15 protein-coding genes are annotated in these 16,393 nt (G+C 51.2%); 5 read left to right on the forward strand and 10 right to left on the reverse strand.

Annotated features, from left to right (window positions below; all coding sequences use genetic code 11):
* Nucleotides 1–21 precede the first annotated feature (21 nt).
* From Kalk_RS10715 to Kalk_RS10725, 3 genes are read right to left on the reverse strand one after another with little or no spacing between them, the layout of a single operon-like run.
* Nucleotides 22–714 carry a nucleoside-binding protein gene (locus Kalk_RS10715; RefSeq protein ID WP_101894243.1) on the reverse strand — a complete coding sequence of 231 codons (693 nt, stop codon included), beginning with the start codon at nucleotides 712–714 and terminating at the stop codon, nucleotides 22–24.
* A gap of 53 nt (nucleotides 715–767) precedes the next feature.
* The gene (locus Kalk_RS10720) at nucleotides 768–1,445 is read right to left on the reverse strand and encodes an HAD family hydrolase (protein WP_101894244.1); all 678 of its coding nucleotides are present in this window, start codon (nucleotides 1,443–1,445) and stop codon (nucleotides 768–770) included.
* Entirely contained in the window at nucleotides 1,438–2,181 is a 744-nt protein-coding gene (locus Kalk_RS10725; RefSeq protein ID WP_101894245.1) for an AfsA-related hotdog domain-containing protein, read from the reverse strand. Before Kalk_RS10725 ends, Kalk_RS10720 begins: the two co-directional genes overlap by 8 nt.
* Nucleotides 2,182–2,315: 134 nt before the next feature.
* Between Kalk_RS10725 and Kalk_RS10730 the strand changes: the two genes are divergently transcribed.
* Entirely contained in the window at nucleotides 2,316–3,161 is an 846-nt protein-coding gene (locus Kalk_RS10730) for a LysR family transcriptional regulator (RefSeq protein WP_101894246.1), read from the forward strand.
* On the opposite strand, the gene Kalk_RS10735 is transcribed toward Kalk_RS10730, so the two are convergent.
* From Kalk_RS10735 to Kalk_RS10755, 5 genes are read right to left on the reverse strand one after another with little or no spacing between them, the layout of a single operon-like run.
* Nucleotides 3,142–4,245, reverse strand: coding sequence for a hypothetical protein (locus tag Kalk_RS10735; RefSeq protein ID WP_101894247.1), 1,104 nt, complete (start codon nucleotides 4,243–4,245; stop codon nucleotides 3,142–3,144). The genes Kalk_RS10730 and Kalk_RS10735 overlap by 20 nt on opposite strands.
* Nucleotides 4,246–4,299: 54 nt before the next feature.
* On the reverse strand, nucleotides 4,300–4,797 hold the full coding sequence (locus tag Kalk_RS10740) for a DUF2165 family protein (protein ID WP_101894248.1): 498 nt from the start codon (nucleotides 4,795–4,797) through the stop codon (nucleotides 4,300–4,302).
* Between the two features lie 20 nt (nucleotides 4,798–4,817).
* Entirely contained in the window at nucleotides 4,818–5,462 is a 645-nt protein-coding gene (locus Kalk_RS10745) for a hypothetical protein (protein WP_101894249.1), read from the reverse strand.
* An 18-nt stretch (nucleotides 5,463–5,480) separates the two neighbouring features.
* Nucleotides 5,481–6,488 carry a TauD/TfdA family dioxygenase gene (locus Kalk_RS10750; protein ID WP_101894250.1) on the reverse strand — a complete coding sequence of 336 codons (1,008 nt, stop codon included), beginning with the start codon at nucleotides 6,486–6,488 and terminating at the stop codon, nucleotides 5,481–5,483.
* 47 nt (nucleotides 6,489–6,535) lie between these two features.
* Nucleotides 6,536–7,186, reverse strand: a complete 651-nt coding sequence (locus tag Kalk_RS10755; RefSeq protein WP_101894251.1) for an SDR family oxidoreductase — start codon at nucleotides 7,184–7,186, stop codon at nucleotides 6,536–6,538.
* 206 nt (nucleotides 7,187–7,392) lie between these two features.
* On the opposite strand from Kalk_RS10755, the gene Kalk_RS10760 reads away from it, so the two are divergent.
* Entirely contained in the window at nucleotides 7,393–8,562 is a 1,170-nt protein-coding gene (locus Kalk_RS10760) for a thiolase C-terminal domain-containing protein (protein ID WP_158643439.1), read from the forward strand.
* A 50-nt stretch (nucleotides 8,563–8,612) separates the two neighbouring features.
* Here the strand turns inward: Kalk_RS10760 and Kalk_RS10765 are convergent, their stop codons facing one another.
* Nucleotides 8,613–10,145 carry a flavin-containing monooxygenase gene (locus Kalk_RS10765; RefSeq protein ID WP_101894253.1) on the reverse strand — a complete coding sequence of 511 codons (1,533 nt, stop codon included), beginning with the start codon at nucleotides 10,143–10,145 and terminating at the stop codon, nucleotides 8,613–8,615.
* 185 nt (nucleotides 10,146–10,330) lie between these two features.
* The gene (locus Kalk_RS10770; protein WP_101894254.1) at nucleotides 10,331–14,173 is read right to left on the reverse strand and encodes a response regulator; all 3,843 of its coding nucleotides are present in this window, start codon (nucleotides 14,171–14,173) and stop codon (nucleotides 10,331–10,333) included.
* Nucleotides 14,174–14,310: 137 nt separating this feature from the next.
* Between Kalk_RS10770 and Kalk_RS10775 the strand changes: the two genes are divergently transcribed.
* The 3 genes from Kalk_RS10775 (at nucleotide 14,311) to Kalk_RS10785 (ending at nucleotide 16,384) form a co-directional block, all read left to right on the forward strand.
* On the forward strand, nucleotides 14,311–15,321 hold the full coding sequence (locus tag Kalk_RS10775) for an AraC family transcriptional regulator (protein ID WP_101894255.1): 1,011 nt from the start codon (nucleotides 14,311–14,313) through the stop codon (nucleotides 15,319–15,321).
* Between the two features lie 52 nt (nucleotides 15,322–15,373).
* The gene (locus Kalk_RS10780; RefSeq protein ID WP_101894256.1) at nucleotides 15,374–15,946 is read left to right on the forward strand and encodes a PDC sensor domain-containing protein; all 573 of its coding nucleotides are present in this window, start codon (nucleotides 15,374–15,376) and stop codon (nucleotides 15,944–15,946) included.
* Nucleotides 15,947–16,165: 219 nt separating this feature from the next.
* Entirely contained in the window at nucleotides 16,166–16,384 is a 219-nt protein-coding gene (locus Kalk_RS10785; RefSeq protein WP_101894257.1) for a hypothetical protein, read from the forward strand.
* The last annotated feature ends 9 nt before the right edge of the window (nucleotides 16,385–16,393 follow it).

A 16,393-nucleotide genomic window follows, 5' to 3' on the forward strand; every position in this document is an offset into this window, starting at 1 on the left:
CTGCCCTAAGGTTAACTCTGCCTAGAAATGCAGCTTTATCAACGCATTTAAGTTGCGCTCATTCACATCACGCACGCCATACTTATTGTTCCAGTAAACGTATTCGACTCCGACATATAAAGGCTGACTCCGCACCTCCGTTACTTGCCATTTCAGTTGTGAGGTGAGGTTGAACGACGTGGCATACTGACCGGAAACGCCACTCACCCAATCAAAAAAGCCATCATAAAGAAACGACTGACTACCAAAAGAGAAAGGCAGCCCCCAAACCAGGTTCAACATACTGTTATCATCTACCATGTCGTTACGACGGGTGAACGCATTGACCTTGAAATACCTAAACCCAGGTACGCGCCAATCTGTACCAATACCGTAAGCCTGATTATCCTCTCCAAGCGGATGAGCGTGTTCAACCCTAACCGCCACCAATACGTCGGTTAACCAACCCGTTTGAATATTCCATGATGTATTTTTGTTCACGCTGCCCCGTACTAGCAATTCCGCGTAGGCACTGTAATCATGTTCCTCATCGTATTTGTTATCGATAAAGAAGAAGTGATCGCCGAAGCTATAGTCCGCACCCCATTCGATAGTGAAAATAGTGAGTTCGTAATCACTTAGTTGATAGTGATTACCGTGTAACGCACTCAAACTGACGTCAGACCAATTGACTTCCACAGCATCAACATCTGAAGCTGGTGCAAAAGCCATCATTACTAAGACCAAAAGCGTATGAAACCGATTCCTGCTCATTGAAAATGTCATTATCATGTAGCCCTCAGAACAGTGAACGGCATTGTTAACAGTTTCTGGTACTGTTTAACTAACGCATCTGATGGATTGACTAAGTTAGGGCACCCCACACAAGACAGCATGGCCTGATCGGAAATGTCATCGCCGTACGCATAGCTATGCGCCAGGTCTATACCTTGGCGCTTCGCAAATTCTCGCATCCTTCTGGCTTTGCCCTCACCTATGGTGGGCTCCGACAATAAAAACCCGGTATAACGATGGTTATCCTGCTCCAAGTCTGTAGCCAGTATATGAGTTACACCCAGGTCTTCGGCAATGGGACGCAACAGCCCGTCAAAAGACCCTGAAACAAACACAATCAGATGTCCCTGCGCCTGATGAGATTTCAGTTTATCTACCGTATCTGCGATATAGTGGGATGCTTCGTTGAAGGTCAACTCATACCACTTTCGACCCAGCCGATCTATTTCATCCACAGGGTAATCGCTCAGTATTCTGTAATAGAACCGGTTAAGCTGTTCTCGACTGCTGTTCGGCATCAACATGCCACGCCGTATCTTCTGGCAATCACGAGCAAAGGCACTGGATAGCGAGCCTACCTCCACCTCGAGGAAATCCAGAAAACTGAACATGCTTTTCAGGTCTATTAACGTATTATCGACATCAAAAAATGCGGCTATAGTGCTAGCCATTGATTGCCACCTCCGGTAGTTTGGTTTGCGCCATAATCAGCTCACGCGCTGCTGTGTCTTCTTTTTGCTCAATATGATCTGCGTCGTACGCAATGAATTCATAGCAGGCCTGTGCGCAAACCCTGCCACACTGGATTACGCGACACTCTATATCGAACGCCAACACGCCAGGCTTATGCGTTTTGTGACTGAGTATTCGATAATTGAGTTTGATATCGAGGGGAAAGACAAAACGTCGATATTCCATAGACGACTTCTTGATGACAAAGTAGAATTCACGTTCATAGGCTTTCAGGTAGTATTGCTCCGTCACTGCCAGAAACATCTGTCGACAGGCCTCTACCAAAACCATGCCTGATACATGCTGTCCGGTAATATGATCATCCAAGTCGCTACAGCGATCATCAATGTGTACGTCAGCCTCGTATAGATGCTCTGAAACTCGACGAGGAACGGATAGCATGGAATTAGCACAATTGTGCTTATGCACCAAATGACGACTGGACTTACGTATGGCTTCGAACGCAATATTGACACCCAGCCCTTTGAGTTCAACTGCATCATGGGAGATTCGATTAGCTCTTTCCATGGCTACTCCCTGGCCCAGATGGTACGCAACCCCCTCTTTCGGAATGGTGTTTCGAAACAATTGCTTTTCAAAGTTAGAAATCGAAATTGTATTTTCGTGATTCAGAAACTTACTGAACTTATCTCCAACAACAAATACTTTTTTCATAACTTCATCCTAAAGTTACCGATCAATGGATTTATCTTCTAAGTCGCTTGTTTCTTTTCCTCTGACACCAGTGATTTTATGGCGCGATAATTCAGTTGTGGAATAGCTAAATTAGACAAGGAGGTTGTTCGCAAATGAACAACATTAACTGGGGATTGTTAAAGTACGCATTAATGACCGTTCGCAAAGGGTCTGCATCCGGCGCTGCTATCGAGCTGGGAGTGACCCACGCCACTATCATTCGTGGCTTGAAAAGGCTTGAGCATGAAACCGGGACCAAGCTTTTTAACAAAAGCCCTTCAGGCTACACGCCAACAGAACAGGGTTCTCAACTTATCGAACTGGCAGACGCCATTGAAGCGCAAATCTTTCATTGGCTTCAGACAATAGAGAGCGATGCCCCTACTATTTCTGGCGAGTTGAGGGTGGCCACAACTGAAATCATTGCCAATGGAATACTCTGCCCCAGGCTTTCTCACTTTTACAGCGTGTATCCCAATATCCAGCTCGACATTAAGACATCTTATGAGTTTTGCAACCTGACCCGCTACGAAGCAGACGTCGCATTACGCTCAACCAATGAGCCCCCAGAACATCTGGTAGGGCGACACATTTCAAACATCACGTGGGCGGTATATGAAAGCAGGGCTCATCCACAACAGGAGAGCAACTGGGTTGGCTTTATCGATGATAGCTTACCACCGGCCAAGTGGCTGAAGACGCTGTACCCTGACGCTCGTATCCGGTACAAAGCGTCCTCTATATTGAATCAAATTGAGGCCACCAAGGCCGGGGTTGGTAAAGCCCTGCTACCGTGTTTTTTGGCAGATCAGGAATCGGAGCTTACGAAACTAGAGGCTTTGAGCAACGAATACAGCACACAACTTTGGCTACTCTATAACTCGGAATCCCGACAGAATAAAAAAGTGCGTGCTTTCGTCGAATGGATCAACAGTCAATTTACGTCTGACTACATTTAGCTTTCATTGGCCAGAATTCCAGATGGTCGGTTATCGCCACCAACACAGGAAAGCTAAAGGCCAACATGGCGTTCGCAGCCCACAGCTCTAATTGGTAACTAGGGGCACCGCTGGCCATCTCGATCATTAATATTTGATCCGCAAACAAAAAGTATATACGGTTTAGTGCATAGCCTGACACCAACGACACACCTATCAAGGCCAGCCCTCGATAGGGTTGGGCTATTCCTGTCAGCAGGTTTCCCTGATAGAGACTTAGCGGCACAAACACACCAAATATATAAGTCACGGGGCCATGCACCAAGTAGAGTACTGGATCCCATTTTAATTCAACAATAGCAATGTAATACACCGCCACCGAAAGCGATATTACTAGCAGGCTGCTTAATACAGCGCGACCGAATGCCTGATCTGCTCGCACCATCACGCTTACAGGCCAAAAGTCCAGCAGCACCAATGTAAAAATCATGGCCACCGTTGTCACGAGAAAGCTCACGCTATACCACGCATTGAACCAACCACCTGGATCAATGGACGCTTCATACAAAGGCGTTGCCTTGAGGAATTCAAAGTTAAACAACGACCCGAAAAGCATATAACCGATCAGATAGGCTGCGCCGTACAATATAAGTGCTTTCCATAACGGATGTACGTTGGGTTTATTCAGCGGCCATAGATTCCATACGATGGCAAACCAGAAGGTAACCACCACACTGACTATCGCGAAATGAATTAAGGGAGGGCGAGGCAAGCTTATACCACCGCCCACCAGATAAAACGTCAGCGCAGCAAATACCGCACCCAAGATTAAACTCAGCATGATATAAGCAAACCCTCGCCAAGGCTGAGCTAACCTGTATACTGGCCCAGGGTATTGCTGCTGTATCCAAACCCCTATCAAAACTTGACTGGGCACACAGGAAATACAGAAAAAAGCCACCCATGTCCCCAAGAAAGGTTCTGCCACTGAGTACATCAATCCCATGGCAATTATTAGTACCAATAACAGCGTGCTCGCCGCCAGCGCTGTTCCTTTGGGAACGATCAGTTTTACCGGGGCTTGTTGTGCTATGTCTCTGCTCATGATTCTTCCTGTCCAGTGTGTAGCAGTTACGTTTATGTCACTGTTTCGCATGCTTCAGATTGGAATTCTCAACAACAACAGCAGAAGAAAGCCAAACATCAGCATAATAAAGTGAACAATCTGTACCGAGCCCATTTTGATCCAGTAGCCAAACCACAGGCCACCGATCAGAAAGAAGAACCAAAGTGAAAGAAACGCTGACACTGATAACGTCGCCACATCGGTTAACCATACAGAATCCACTCTGCCCAGCTGCAAGCCAACGGCCGCCATAGCCAACGCAACCAACATCAATGTTGTTGCAATGGACAACTGTGTTAAGGCCACGATTCGCAACAACAAAGGGACACGTGCGTCGCTTTTGATCGCACGAACCAACAACCCCTGCCCCAGTATGCCGTCTTCACGAATTGCGTCCATTCTCATCATGCGCCTTAACAACGTGATATTGGTGTTGGCATCCATCAGATTATTAAGGGCAGCCAATAACAGCCAGCTGCCCAGCCCACCAAATACTATTGCTTTTGCCAGCCAAAAGGCATCCAATGTCATCGGTTAGGCCCCATATTGCATTAGCGCTGGTTCATGTTGTCTTTCAGATCGTTGTACATTTCCATTACAAACGGATCGTGCAGCCACGCTGGGGTCGAACGACGATTCATAATCGTATTCCACGTCACCTCACGCTCAAAAGCCATCAACGCTCCACCCCGACCGACAATAACCCACCCCCAGGATTGAGTTTCTGTGAAGAACAGCTTCACTCTCATACCGGTGGCCAGATGCTCCTTTCCTTCATCATCGGTATAGGGAAACGGCAGTTCGTGGGGGATTTTTTCGGGTTTTTCTTTCAACGACAGCACCCACTTAATTTCGAATGCATCGCCCACATCCGGCGCTAATACTTTTAATGCATCCACTGCCGTTTTCCTGGCTGACTCTTCGTCAGGCAGACCTGGCCCGCAATGCTGTCCATCGACGTGCATGAACCCCATTATCCTGGTTACATTCAGATCCACACTCACGCTGAAGTGTTCACCGCCATACCCTGTATTCTGCCCATTTTGTTTTTCATAGCGATACACAAATATCGGAATCTCATCATGATTCATCAACAAACAACTTCGATATTCATAGCCTTCCGGGATGGCAACCCTGTCTTGAATGAGCTGCTCTGCCTGGTGCCTTAAATCATCCATTTTTGCGTTGGTATACATCAGCAATCTCCTTTGCTACTAAAACCAGATGCCACCACGGTTCTGACCACCTTGGGTAGCTCCGTAAAGGGGTTTGAACGCGGGATCCAGATCGCGTCCACGGTATGCCGCCAGCCATAAACGAAATAGAAACCGGGCGTGCTGCTCGCTGTCCTGATACTCGTTTCTGGAATGGCAGACGGTAAAGTTATTCAAAAACTGGATATCTCCTTTCTCAAACGGCAGATCCAGACATACATCAACCTGATCCAGCCTCGCGTCCAGATAGTCCAGAGCGGCTACCTGCAAATCACTGAATCGTGGTACATCCTCATATTCCTGAGCAATCTCGATAAAGCGTCGCAAATAGCGGCTGGCAAATTTCCCTTCATATTGGGTAAATACCGGCAACTCATACCAGGGCTGCGCATCATCCCTTTCAAACGGTGCACGCCCGTGACAAAAGGGGGCACAAAGCACTTCCGCCAGTTCCGATCGCTCCTGTTTGATTTTGTTATACACGTTGGTAAGGCTTGCCAGCTTACTTTCACCCCCTACCTCTGATTTATTCAAACACAGCAGGGAAACCACATCACAACGGTCAGTATGCCAGGGCAAACGATTACTTGAATTGGTGCCTCGGCCACTGTTGGCGTAAAGATTTTCGCCCTGGTCGTATACGTCCTGAATGATTTCCCCTTGGGTACTTTGCTTCAGTGGCATACCAACGTAGTTGCCTATACCGACGTAAATAATGCGCAATTCTTCTTTAGTAAATTGCTCGATCGGCAAGCCTTTCAGTACGACTATTCCACGATCGTTTTCCAGGCTTTCTCCTACCCAGTTCAGGGTGTCGGATACATCATTAAGGGGAAAATTATCTCTGCTGATATCGCGCAGCCCAGTGATGGATTTCTGGCACTCAGTCAACGCACGTTTTAGCTCAATGATGTCCTGTGCGCTAAAACGATATTGCCAATCCAGGCTCTGTTTTAGATCTTCTGGCTCCCAGGCGGAGCGATCTTTTATATAGTCGATTCCAGTCACGGTTACTTCTCCTTCCCTGTGTTATTAAGCACCTATATCAAGGTTACTTATCGATAAAGGTTCAAGAATTCCTCAATTTCATTGTTTCCCTTGATCATGTCGATCGCCTGACCCGGCGGCAGGGGCTGCTTTAACAACAGAGTAATGGCGTTAGCCACATCTTCCCGCGACACCGTGCAATGGGCGTTAGTAGTATCCGACCAATCGAATTCGTTATTTAGATGACCGGTACCCGGCTCATCCAGAAGCCTGCCCGGTCGCAACAAGGTGTAATTCAACGATGATCGAATCAAGCGGTCATCGGCGCAGTGACGCGCAACCAGATAGTGCCGGATCTTTTCCGGGCCTCTTAACGGGTCACAGGATTTTAGCGAACTGACCATGATGAACTGCTTAATCCCTTTCTGTTCAGCCAGCTCAATCGCCCGTATCGAGCCCCACAGATCCACCAATAATGTTTTGTGGGGACTGGTTGCCGCCCCTGATCCGGCACTGAATACTATCTGCTCACAACCATCGAAAGCGGCACTCATATCACCTTCGAGGTCACCGAGTACAGCCTCCAGGCCCATTTCCTCGAACTGGCGCTGTTGCTCTTCAGTGCGCACCATCGCTCGGGCCGGTATGTCATTTTTCACACACCTCTCTGCAAGCAGGCGGCCAATTTTCCCATTTGCACCAATGATTAACGTTTTCATAGCGGTCCCTGTCGGTTAACGAATCTGTTGCTCTCTGTGCTGAATTATCTCTGGAAGTGCTGGCTAGCTGTATAGCTATTTTTGTTGCCACCCTTGTGCATTTCTAATCAACCTATTTGATACCACCATCGCTTATGATCATCTGGCTGTCACATGAGGTAACCAGGATTGGTTCCATCATTCGTCAATGCAAGGAGCATGTCAGTATGAGCAAGGTATTTATTGTTGGTTGCGGTATGATTCCCGTTGGAAAGTATCCTGATGAGTCATTAGGGAGCCTTGGCGGGCGATCCATTGCCAAGGCTCTCTCTCATTGCGGCCTGGAGGCACAGCAGATAGGCGCGCTTTATGCGGGCAATATGATGTCCGGTCAACTGTGTAAGCAGCAATTGGTGTCTGCACTGCTGGCGCAACAGTGCAACCTGGTGGGCAAGGAAAACATTACAGCCGAAAGCGCCTGCGCATCCGGCGCGGCAGCATTGAGACTTGGCTTCATGTCTATCGCCAGTGGCTGTCATGATGCGGTTATTGTGTGCGGCGTGGAAAAGATGACTCACAGCAGCCGCCACGACACTACTCAAGCACTGGCCACCGCATCCGACCATGAAACCGAGGGCAGTCAAGGGGAGACCTTTCTGACCTTGAACGCACGCTTGATGAAGCACTACCTGGATTGCTTCGAATTGTCCCACGATCATCTGGCGGACTTTTCCATTAACGCACATCGCAATGCCTGCACTAACCCTAACGCGCTGTTTCGCAAATCAATTTGCAAAACAACTTACGATCAATCCAAAGACATCGCGTTTCCGATAAAACTTTACGACGCTCCGGCGATTTGCGATGGCGCAGCCACGATTATCCTTGCCAACGAATCTGTGGCCCGATCCCTGCGCGCATCAGGACACTCTGTGGCCTATATTCGAGCCTCGGCGGTCGCCAGTGATAACCTGGCCTTGGCCAATCGGCGTGATCATACTCGTTTGCGTTCTGCTGAAGACTCGGCCCGGCTGGCTTATAAGCAGGCCGGGATCACGCCTAAACATGTGGATTTTTTTGAGCCCCATGATGCGTATACGATTATGACTGCATTGAGCCTGGAAGCAGCAGGGTTCGTGGAGCGGGGTGCCAGCGGCTATAACGCCACCGATGAGCATATTGGGTTACGGGGAGAGTTGCCGATTTGCACCTTTGGTGGCTTAAAGGCTCGCGGCCATCCGGTGGGGGCAACCGGGGTCTATCAGATGGCGGAAGCTTACTTGCAGTTATGCGATGAGGCCAATGAAAACCAGGTCGAGGATGCGCACATTGGTATGATTCAGAATTTTTCCGGTACGGCTACGGTAGCATTTACGAATATCATTGAGCGCATATAAAAATGCCTCCCCAAATGGGGAGGCAAAAATCGACTAAGAGTCAGCCACGATTATGCAGCAGCTGTCACCTTGGACTTGGCTTTGTCTGTTTGGTTCACTGGATAGAAGCGATAATCCCCAGCCTTTACGCGGAAGGTTTCCAGCCAGAATTTCCAGGTGGATTTAGGCCACACGGCAAAGTTCTTACCACCGGCATCCTGATACCAGCTTTGGCAACCCGTGCCCCATACGGAGCTCTGGATCTGTTTCTGCAGGGCGGCGTTAAACTCAGTCTGTACACTGGGTTTAACATCCATATATGCAGCATCCTTCTTCTTCAGCAATTTCATACTTTCCAGAATATAGTGCACCTGGGCTTCGATCATGAAGATGATGGAGTTATGACCCAAACCGGAATTGGGGCCAACCAATTGCCACAGGTTAGGGTAACCGGAAGCTGACGTGCCATAGTAGGCTTCGGCGGATTCTTTCCAATCCTCTCGCAGATCACGGCCACCCAGCCCCACTACCGGGAAGTTTTTCATGTAAATGCGTGGGTCGGTGATGAAACCGGTGCCCAAAATGATGCAGTCCGCTGGCCGCTCTTTGCCATCTGCGGTGATCACGCTATTGGCTTTGATTTCCTTGATGCCGTCGGTCACCAGCTCTACGTTGTCGCGGTTGAACATGGGGAAGTATTTGTTGGATATCAGTATCCGCTTACAGCCCAGCACATAGTCAGGGGTGAGCTTCTTAGCCACTTCCGGATCTTTTACCTGCAACTTGATGAAGGCTCTGGCCAGGTTACCCAGACCTTTGGCCAACACCGGGTTAAATATCGGCCAGACGCGGGATTCGTTGGTCCAGTACAGGCGATAGCGATGCAGCAGACGGGCTCCTGGGATGTTTTTGAAAATGGACTTTTCCAGGCCGAGATATTTACGCTCATCACGGGGGATCACCCAAGCCGGTGAACGCTGCATGACGTAGAGTTGTTTTACGTCCGGAGCGATTTCGGGGCAATACTGGATGGCACTGCCGCCGGTGCCGATGGACACAACGTTCTTGCCTTTGAGGTCGTAACCGTGATCCCACTGGGCGGAGTGGAACAGCTTGCCTTTGAATTTATCCAGACCTTTGATGTTTGGAACCTGCGGTACATGCAGCGGGCCGGAGGCAAGCACAAAGTGATTGCAGATGTAGGTGTCGCCTGCCGCTGTGCCGACAGTCCAGGTTCCGGACTCTTCATCGAATACGGCGGAGTTGACTTCCTGACCAAAGCGACAGAACGGGCGAATATCGAATTTCTCTGTAGTATCAAGGATATATTGCTGGATTTCGTGCCAGGGGGCGTAGCGCTTGGACCAGTCGGCCTTGGGTGCAAAGGAATAGGAATACATGTGGGATTGTACGTCGCAGGCGCAGCCGGGGTAGCTGTTGTCGCGCCAGGTGCCACCCACATCGGCTCCCTTCTCCAATATCACAAAATTTTCGTTACCCGCTTCCTTGAGTTTGATGGCCATACACAGACCGCCAAAGCCGGCGCCGGCAATGACTACGTCTACATGCTTGGTGGTTGGGTTAATGGGGGCCCGACTTGTCATGCTTCACCTCTGTCGTTTTGTTATGGCATTCGCTTTTTAATGTGTGCTTTTCCAGCAGTGAGGTCACTATAGTGGGGGCGAAGCCAGGGTGAACAGGATGTAAACCCCCTCCGAGTTAATAGTTTCGGCCAAACAGTGGTATACGGGGCCGTTATTTGACATAAATCAATGGAACGGTTGATTAATTATTGGCCTGCATATTGTTGGATCTCCCGTAAGAAATCCATCTCTGCGCTGCGAAACGGCGGTATCAGTGCCTCGATTCGTTTCCAATCTGTAGCGTGGGCGGCCATCTCCAGTGCTAAAGCCTGTTGCTGCAAGCGTAGGGCATGCAGCTGACCAGCACTGCCTTTTATGGAGTGGGCCGCTTTTTGTAATTCAACAGCGTCACGCTCTGAAAGGGCCTGCTCCAGTTTATCCATGCGTTCAGGCATGGATTCGCTGAAGGTTTTCAATAGATCCTGCAGCCGATCCTGTCGCCCGCGCACCATTTTCAGGGCCGCAACCCGATCCCAGTCGCAATCGTTATCGATATCTGGTGCTTCAGCTGCCGAATCAGCGGCCACGGGCACTATCTCTTTGCCGTTAATGTATTTCAGCAGCAACTGCCGCAGACGGACGTCGTCAATCGGTTTGGTGAGGTAATCGTTCATGCCCACATCCAGGCAACGCTCGCGATCACCTTTGATGGCGTTGGCGGTGAGCGCCAGAATTGGCACTGTGGTGTAACCTGGCCCAGCCTGACCTTCGCGAATGCAACGGGTTGCCTGAAAGCCATCCATCTCTGGCATCTGGCAGTCCATCAGAATCAGGCTATATGCGTTTTCTGCACGACAGAGCGTAGCCAGCGCCAGCAATCCGTTTTCTGCCACATCGACTTTCAACCCCAAGTCATCCAGTAACAGAATGGCGACCTCCTGATTGATCTTGTTGTCTTCCACCAGCAGAATCCGAGTTTCGGCGGGCCATTGAATGGCTGCCTGATCACTGGCTCGGCTTTCGGCCAAGGCGGCTTGCCCAAGCAGCAACCGGGCACGACCTTCATCGGCCGGAGCTGTGCTTGCAACTCGGATCACTTCCTGCAGCTGCCCTGTGGTTGCCGGTTTATGGAAGTAACCGCAGTATCCTGCTTTTCCAAGCCGCTCTGGATCATTCCCACCACGCAGCGTTGTCGTCATCACCAAGGGCAGGCTGCTGGTGGCGAGATCACTGCGCAACACATGGCCCAGATCCAGCCCGCTCATGTCCGTTAATTGTTGGCTGATGAGGGCCAGGCTGAAGCTACGGTGATCGGAGCGCGCCTGACTCGTGGTTTTACAGGCTTGCAGGGCCTCCGCTCCGGACGCCGCCACTGCTGTATGCACACCCCAGGCCTTGAACTGATCAGCCAGTGCGTCACCGCAGCGGCGATTGCTGTCCACCACCAGAATCGAGACTCCCTCCACGTTGCAATCGGCGGTAACCTGCGCGCTGTTTTCGCTGGCCTGCAGGTAGGCACTGAACAGAAATACACTGCCTTCACCAACATCGCTGCGCACTTCTATGGTGCCACCCATCAGCTCACACAGTTTTTTGCAGATGGCCAGGCCAAGGCCGGTGCCGCCGTACTTGCGTGTGGTGCTGGTATCTACTTGCACAAATGGGCTGAACAACTTGCTTTGTTTTTCGATCGGGATACCCACTCCGCTATCCACCACTTGGGCCAGCATCCGGTAACCCTCTGGTTCTGCTTGCAACTGGCAGCGAACCATGACCTCGCCCTCACGGGTAAATTTGATCGCATTTGAAATCAGGTTACTGAAGATCTGACGTAATCGGTCCGGATCACCGCGGACACGGGAGACACCGACACCGGCCAGATCCAGCACCAGTTCCAGGCCTTTTTCCTGCGCGGCCAGTGCCATGCTGGCGGCCAGATCCTCTAACAGGCTGCGCAGATCAAAGTCCACGCTTTCCAGTTCCAGCTTGCCAGCATCCACCTTGGAAAAGTCCAGCACATCATCCAGCAGCGCCAGCAAGGCGGTGGCGCTGCTTCTGGCAATGTTCACCTTGCGCTGCTGCGCTTCATCCAACTGCGGGTTGGAGAGCAGGTTGAGCATACCCAGTACGCCGTTCATGGGGGTACGGATTTCATGGCTCATGGTGGCCAGAAAATCACTTTTGGCTCGGGCTGCCGACTCCGCCTGGCGCTTGGCCTGCACCAATGCGGATTCCGCCTGTTGCCGCTGATAGGATGCGTACACGCCGCCCACCAAGCTGGCCAGAGAGATGACAAAGGATTCCTCGGCTTGGGTCCAATCGCGCATGGGGCCGATGTGTTCAGCGCAGAGCACCCCAACAATGCCATTACCACCGGGGATGACCGCATCCAGCATTGAAGTAATGCCAAGGGGCTCCAGATAGCCGATCCGAAACTCCGAGGTGCAGGGGTCGTTACAGGCATCTTTCACGGCGACGTGGGCATTGTTTTCCATAGCGCTGAAGTAAAGGGGGTAGTCATTGCGTTTCAGCACAGCGCCTTCTGAGAAGCTCTCGGTTTTCTGCTCAAACAAGGCGATACAGTGCATCTCATTGCCGTCTTCTGAATGCAGCCAAAGGCTGGCACGGGCCACATCCAATGCCAGGGCCATGCGAATCACCAGTTCCTGTTTGACCAGCTCCAGTTCACCTTGCAACACTGCCGGGTTCACCGTCAGTTCCGCCAGGGCTTTGTTATGTCGGGCCGACTGCTCCTGCTCAAGTTCTATTTTGCGACGTGTGCTAATGTCGTCAACGATGGACCAGAAACGCTTTCGCCCCTGTGTGCCCTGAATGAACATGCCATTTAAACGCACTGGGATGCGGCTGCCATCCGAGCGAATGAATTCTTTTTCGTAGGGGCCGTATCGACCGGTTTGTTCCATGGAGTGCAGTTGTTCGCGCTCCATGGGCAGATACTCTTCGGGGGTGAATTCTCTGAAGTGTTTCTGCAATAGCTGTTCGCGGCTATACCCCACCAGATCCAACAATGCCTGATTGGCATCCAGCGTGCGGCCGGTTTCTAAATCGTTGAGTGCGATACCCAGGGGCGACAACTGAAACAGACTTTCAATCAATTCCCACTGATAGTTCTGCTCCCGTTGATTGCGCAGCATAATGGCAACCGGTAACAGCAGCGCCATCCCCACCAAACCCATGGCAGCCCAAAGCCAGTTGCTGAACCCGGCACGGGTGGGCCAACCGCCTTTGGGCGTGGCGGCCAGATGCCAACTGCCAGCTGGCAGCATAACGGTGGCTTCCACCGGCGTGCGCGCAAACACTCGATGATCACCATAAAATATCGGCCCATCATTGCCCTGACTGTCCTGATTGCGGATCGCCAGATCCAACTCCAGATCCTCCGCATTCAAACCCGCGAGGTTAAAGAATTCATCATTATCCATCACCGCAGACAACAGCCCCCAGAACTGCCGTGGCTGCCCTTCAACACTGGTGTACACCGGGAAACGCATGATCAGCCCACTGCCTCCGTTTCTCAACGGCAGCGGCCCCGCCACAACCGGCATGCCCGATTCCTCCAGCCGTGACACCGCCTGCTGACGCATCGGGCTTTCCGCCAGACTCATACCCAGCATGTATTTGTTGGTTTCAAAAGGATAAACGTGCGCCACCACCAGGTTCGGGGCGGCACTGACCCGCGTCAGCAGGGGCGCTTTTTCCAGCAAAGGTTGGGCAAAACGCTGGAAGCGGGCTTGATCGATGTCGGGCTCCAGCTCCAGAATGGTCACCAACCCCTGTACGGCGCTGAGATTGGTGCTGAGCTGACCTTCTAACTTGGCCCGAATTGCACTGAGGCGCGATTGCACCACATCCTGTTGCTGACGCTGGAATTCTTTCTTGCTGATGCTGTCGGCGTATAGCACTACCGCCACCAGCAAGGCGACGGTAATGGTCAACATCACCAGGTTCATTCTGAATAGACGCCGCCCACTGCTACGACCCGCGCTGGCCGGCGGGGGGGTGGTAGATGGATTGACGCTGCCTGTCATCGGCCTCTTCCATGAAGAATGGTTATTATCGACTTTCTAACTATAGCCCAGCCCCCAATAAACAGAAGTCATCGAGTGGTTGACGAACTACGCCAATCTACCCAAACTTGATTTTTTCGGCCTAAGGTGTCTGCACCATGAGTAAACGTGCCATTCTCGGATTCATTTATACCCTGCAAGCCCTTGAAGCCAACGGAGGGGATCTGTCCCGAATCGAGCAGCAATATGGCATTAACGTGAACAATCTGTCCCCCGATGGCCAGATCCAGCGCGCCCTGGAGCTGCGGATTTACTGTGATGTTTTGCCTTCTGTGGAAGATCCTTTGGTGGGTCTGAGGATTGGCCAAACCATGAGCCTGGCAGGCTATGGCCCCTTAATCATGCTCTTGATGACCTGTGACAACGCCTGGGAGGCTTTTCGCACCGGTGTTCGCTATCAGGCGCTCACCTACCTGTTTGGGGAGCTGCAGTTCGAGCCCGGCGAAAAGGAATCCAAACTGCGCCTGAAGCCCGCCGCCTTACCCAAGCAATGCCATCGTTTTCTGATGGATCGGGATGCCTCCGGCACCTACCAGCTGATTCGGGATCTGCAAACCAACATTGGCGTTGATTTCCAGCCCAACTACATCCGCCTGCCCTACCCCAAGCCCGCCGAGGCAAAACACTACGAAGAGCGCTTCCAGTGTCCGGTTGAGTTTGGCGGAGAGGTAGCCGAAGTGGGCATTTCGACCGATTATCTGGCCACGCCATTCCCCGCGGCCAACAAGATGGCCTTCAGCCTGTATCAGAAGCAGTGCGATAGCCAGGTCTTAACGTTACAAAGCACCGCCAATTCCATCACCCAGGATGTCAGGGACTACCTGCATCTGTTTGTGGACAACTTTCCCTCTATCCAGGAGGTTGCAGCCATTTTTGGCATGGCAGAGCGCAGCTTTCGACGCAAACTCAGTGAGGAGGGCAGCGCCTACCGCAGCCTGCTGGATCAGGTGCGCTTTGACAAAGCCAAGCACCTGCTCAACCACTCCAACCTCTCCATCGAGGCCATCGCCAGCCAGTTGGGGTACACCGAAGCCGCCGCTTTCATTCACGCCTTCCAACGCTGGTGCAATCAGACCCCCGCCAAGTATCGCTCTGGCTCTCAGTTGTAGCCTGCAGGGTTTGGTCTACCATTAAAAATACCGACACTGCGGAGGGATCAACATGCTTCGGTATCTACTTATTGCACTCATATTTGTATCACCCCTATCTTTTGCCGAACTGTCTCAGGATGAGTTACAGCAAGTACTCGAGCCCCGAATCGAGGGCCTTAAATTTCTCACCAAGAACGGCATGCTACTGGACGCCATTCGCACCCAAAACCGCGAAGGCCGCTCTCTGGATGAGATCAAAAAGATCGACGAGGAGTGGAAGGCTGGCAAATCACCGCTGATCAAGGAGTTGCAGGAGAACAAAGCCGGCAGCTTCCTCAAGAACATCATCATCCAGCAGGCTGATGTCTACAACGAAGCGTTTCTTACGGACATCCAGGGTGCCAACGTAGCGGCTTATCCCCCCACCAGTGACTACTGGCAGGGGGATGAAGAGAAGTTCACCGCCGCATTCAACGGTGGTGAGGGCAAAATTTTCATCGGTAAGGTGGAAATGGATGAGAGCACCAAGACCAACGCTGTGCAGATTTCTGTACCCATGGAGTACAACGATGAAACCATCGGCGTGCTGGTGATCGGCGTTAAGGTATCGGTGCTGGAAGCTGAGAAATTAAAAGGCCAATAAACCGGCCTGATCAAACAATAAACAAGTAGTGCGCAAGGGGCAGCCAGCAGGTTGCCCTTTTCATTTCAGTCAGTTACGCATCACACCCTACCTGCACCACAAAACCAGCGTGAACTAAGTCTCATTTTTTAGTCTGACTATTTAATTGGGCAATTTTCTGCACTTTGCGAAACTGTGTTCAGACCAAGCAGTGACTAAACGATACTTAAGGAGCACAACATGAACTGGTTTTTCAGCAAATCCAAAAGCACCCCCCAGCCCAAAACACCTGCCACCGTGGACTCCATCAAGCAGAAGCTCAGCGGTTACCAGCCCAAGTCCGGAAAATCCGATTTCACCGGGCCGGTATCGTCACTGATGGGCGATTTCTTTGAATACGAAAAAGTCACGATCGACCCCGATGCATCCGGCTTCCATCACGTACCGTTTCATTGCTGAATCACTGCT

The organism is Ketobacter alkanivorans (assembly GCF_002863865.1).
Classification (GTDB): Bacteria; Pseudomonadota; Gammaproteobacteria; order Pseudomonadales; family Ketobacteraceae; genus Ketobacter; species Ketobacter alkanivorans.

Bases quoted from the DNA above. Each gene is read 5' to 3' on its own strand.
- Kalk_RS10715 (WP_101894243.1), bottom strand. From the start codon at position 714: ATGATGGCTTTTGCACCAGCTTCAGATGTTGATGCTGTGGAAGTCAAT.
- Kalk_RS10720 (WP_101894244.1), bottom strand. From the start codon at position 1,445: ATGGCTAGCACTATAGCCGCATTTTTTGATGTCGATAATACGTTAATA.
- Kalk_RS10725 (WP_101894245.1), bottom strand. From the start codon at position 2,181: ATGAAAAAAGTATTTGTTGTTGGAGATAAGTTCAGTAAGTTTCTGAAT.
- Kalk_RS10730 (WP_101894246.1), top strand. From the start codon at position 2,316: ATGAACAACATTAACTGGGGATTGTTAAAGTACGCATTAATGACCGTT.
- Kalk_RS10735 (WP_101894247.1), bottom strand. From the start codon at position 4,245: ATGAGCAGAGACATAGCACAACAAGCCCCGGTAAAACTGATCGTTCCC.
- Kalk_RS10740 (WP_101894248.1), bottom strand. From the start codon at position 4,797: ATGACATTGGATGCCTTTTGGCTGGCAAAAGCAATAGTATTTGGTGGG.
- Kalk_RS10745 (WP_101894249.1), bottom strand. From the start codon at position 5,462: ATGTATACCAACGCAAAAATGGATGATTTAAGGCACCAGGCAGAGCAG.
- Kalk_RS10755 (WP_101894251.1), bottom strand. From the start codon at position 7,186: ATGAAAACGTTAATCATTGGTGCAAATGGGAAAATTGGCCGCCTGCTT.
- Kalk_RS10760 (WP_158643439.1), top strand. From the start codon at position 7,393: ATGAGCAAGGTATTTATTGTTGGTTGCGGTATGATTCCCGTTGGAAAG.
- Kalk_RS10765 (WP_101894253.1), bottom strand. From the start codon at position 10,145: ATGACAAGTCGGGCCCCCATTAACCCAACCACCAAGCATGTAGACGTA.
- Kalk_RS10770 (WP_101894254.1), bottom strand. From the start codon at position 14,173: ATGACAGGCAGCGTCAATCCATCTACCACCCCCCCGCCGGCCAGCGCG.
- Kalk_RS10775 (WP_101894255.1), top strand. From the start codon at position 14,311: ATGAGTAAACGTGCCATTCTCGGATTCATTTATACCCTGCAAGCCCTT.
- Kalk_RS10780 (WP_101894256.1), top strand. From the start codon at position 15,374: ATGCTTCGGTATCTACTTATTGCACTCATATTTGTATCACCCCTATCT.
- Kalk_RS10785 (WP_101894257.1), top strand. From the start codon at position 16,166: ATGAACTGGTTTTTCAGCAAATCCAAAAGCACCCCCCAGCCCAAAACA.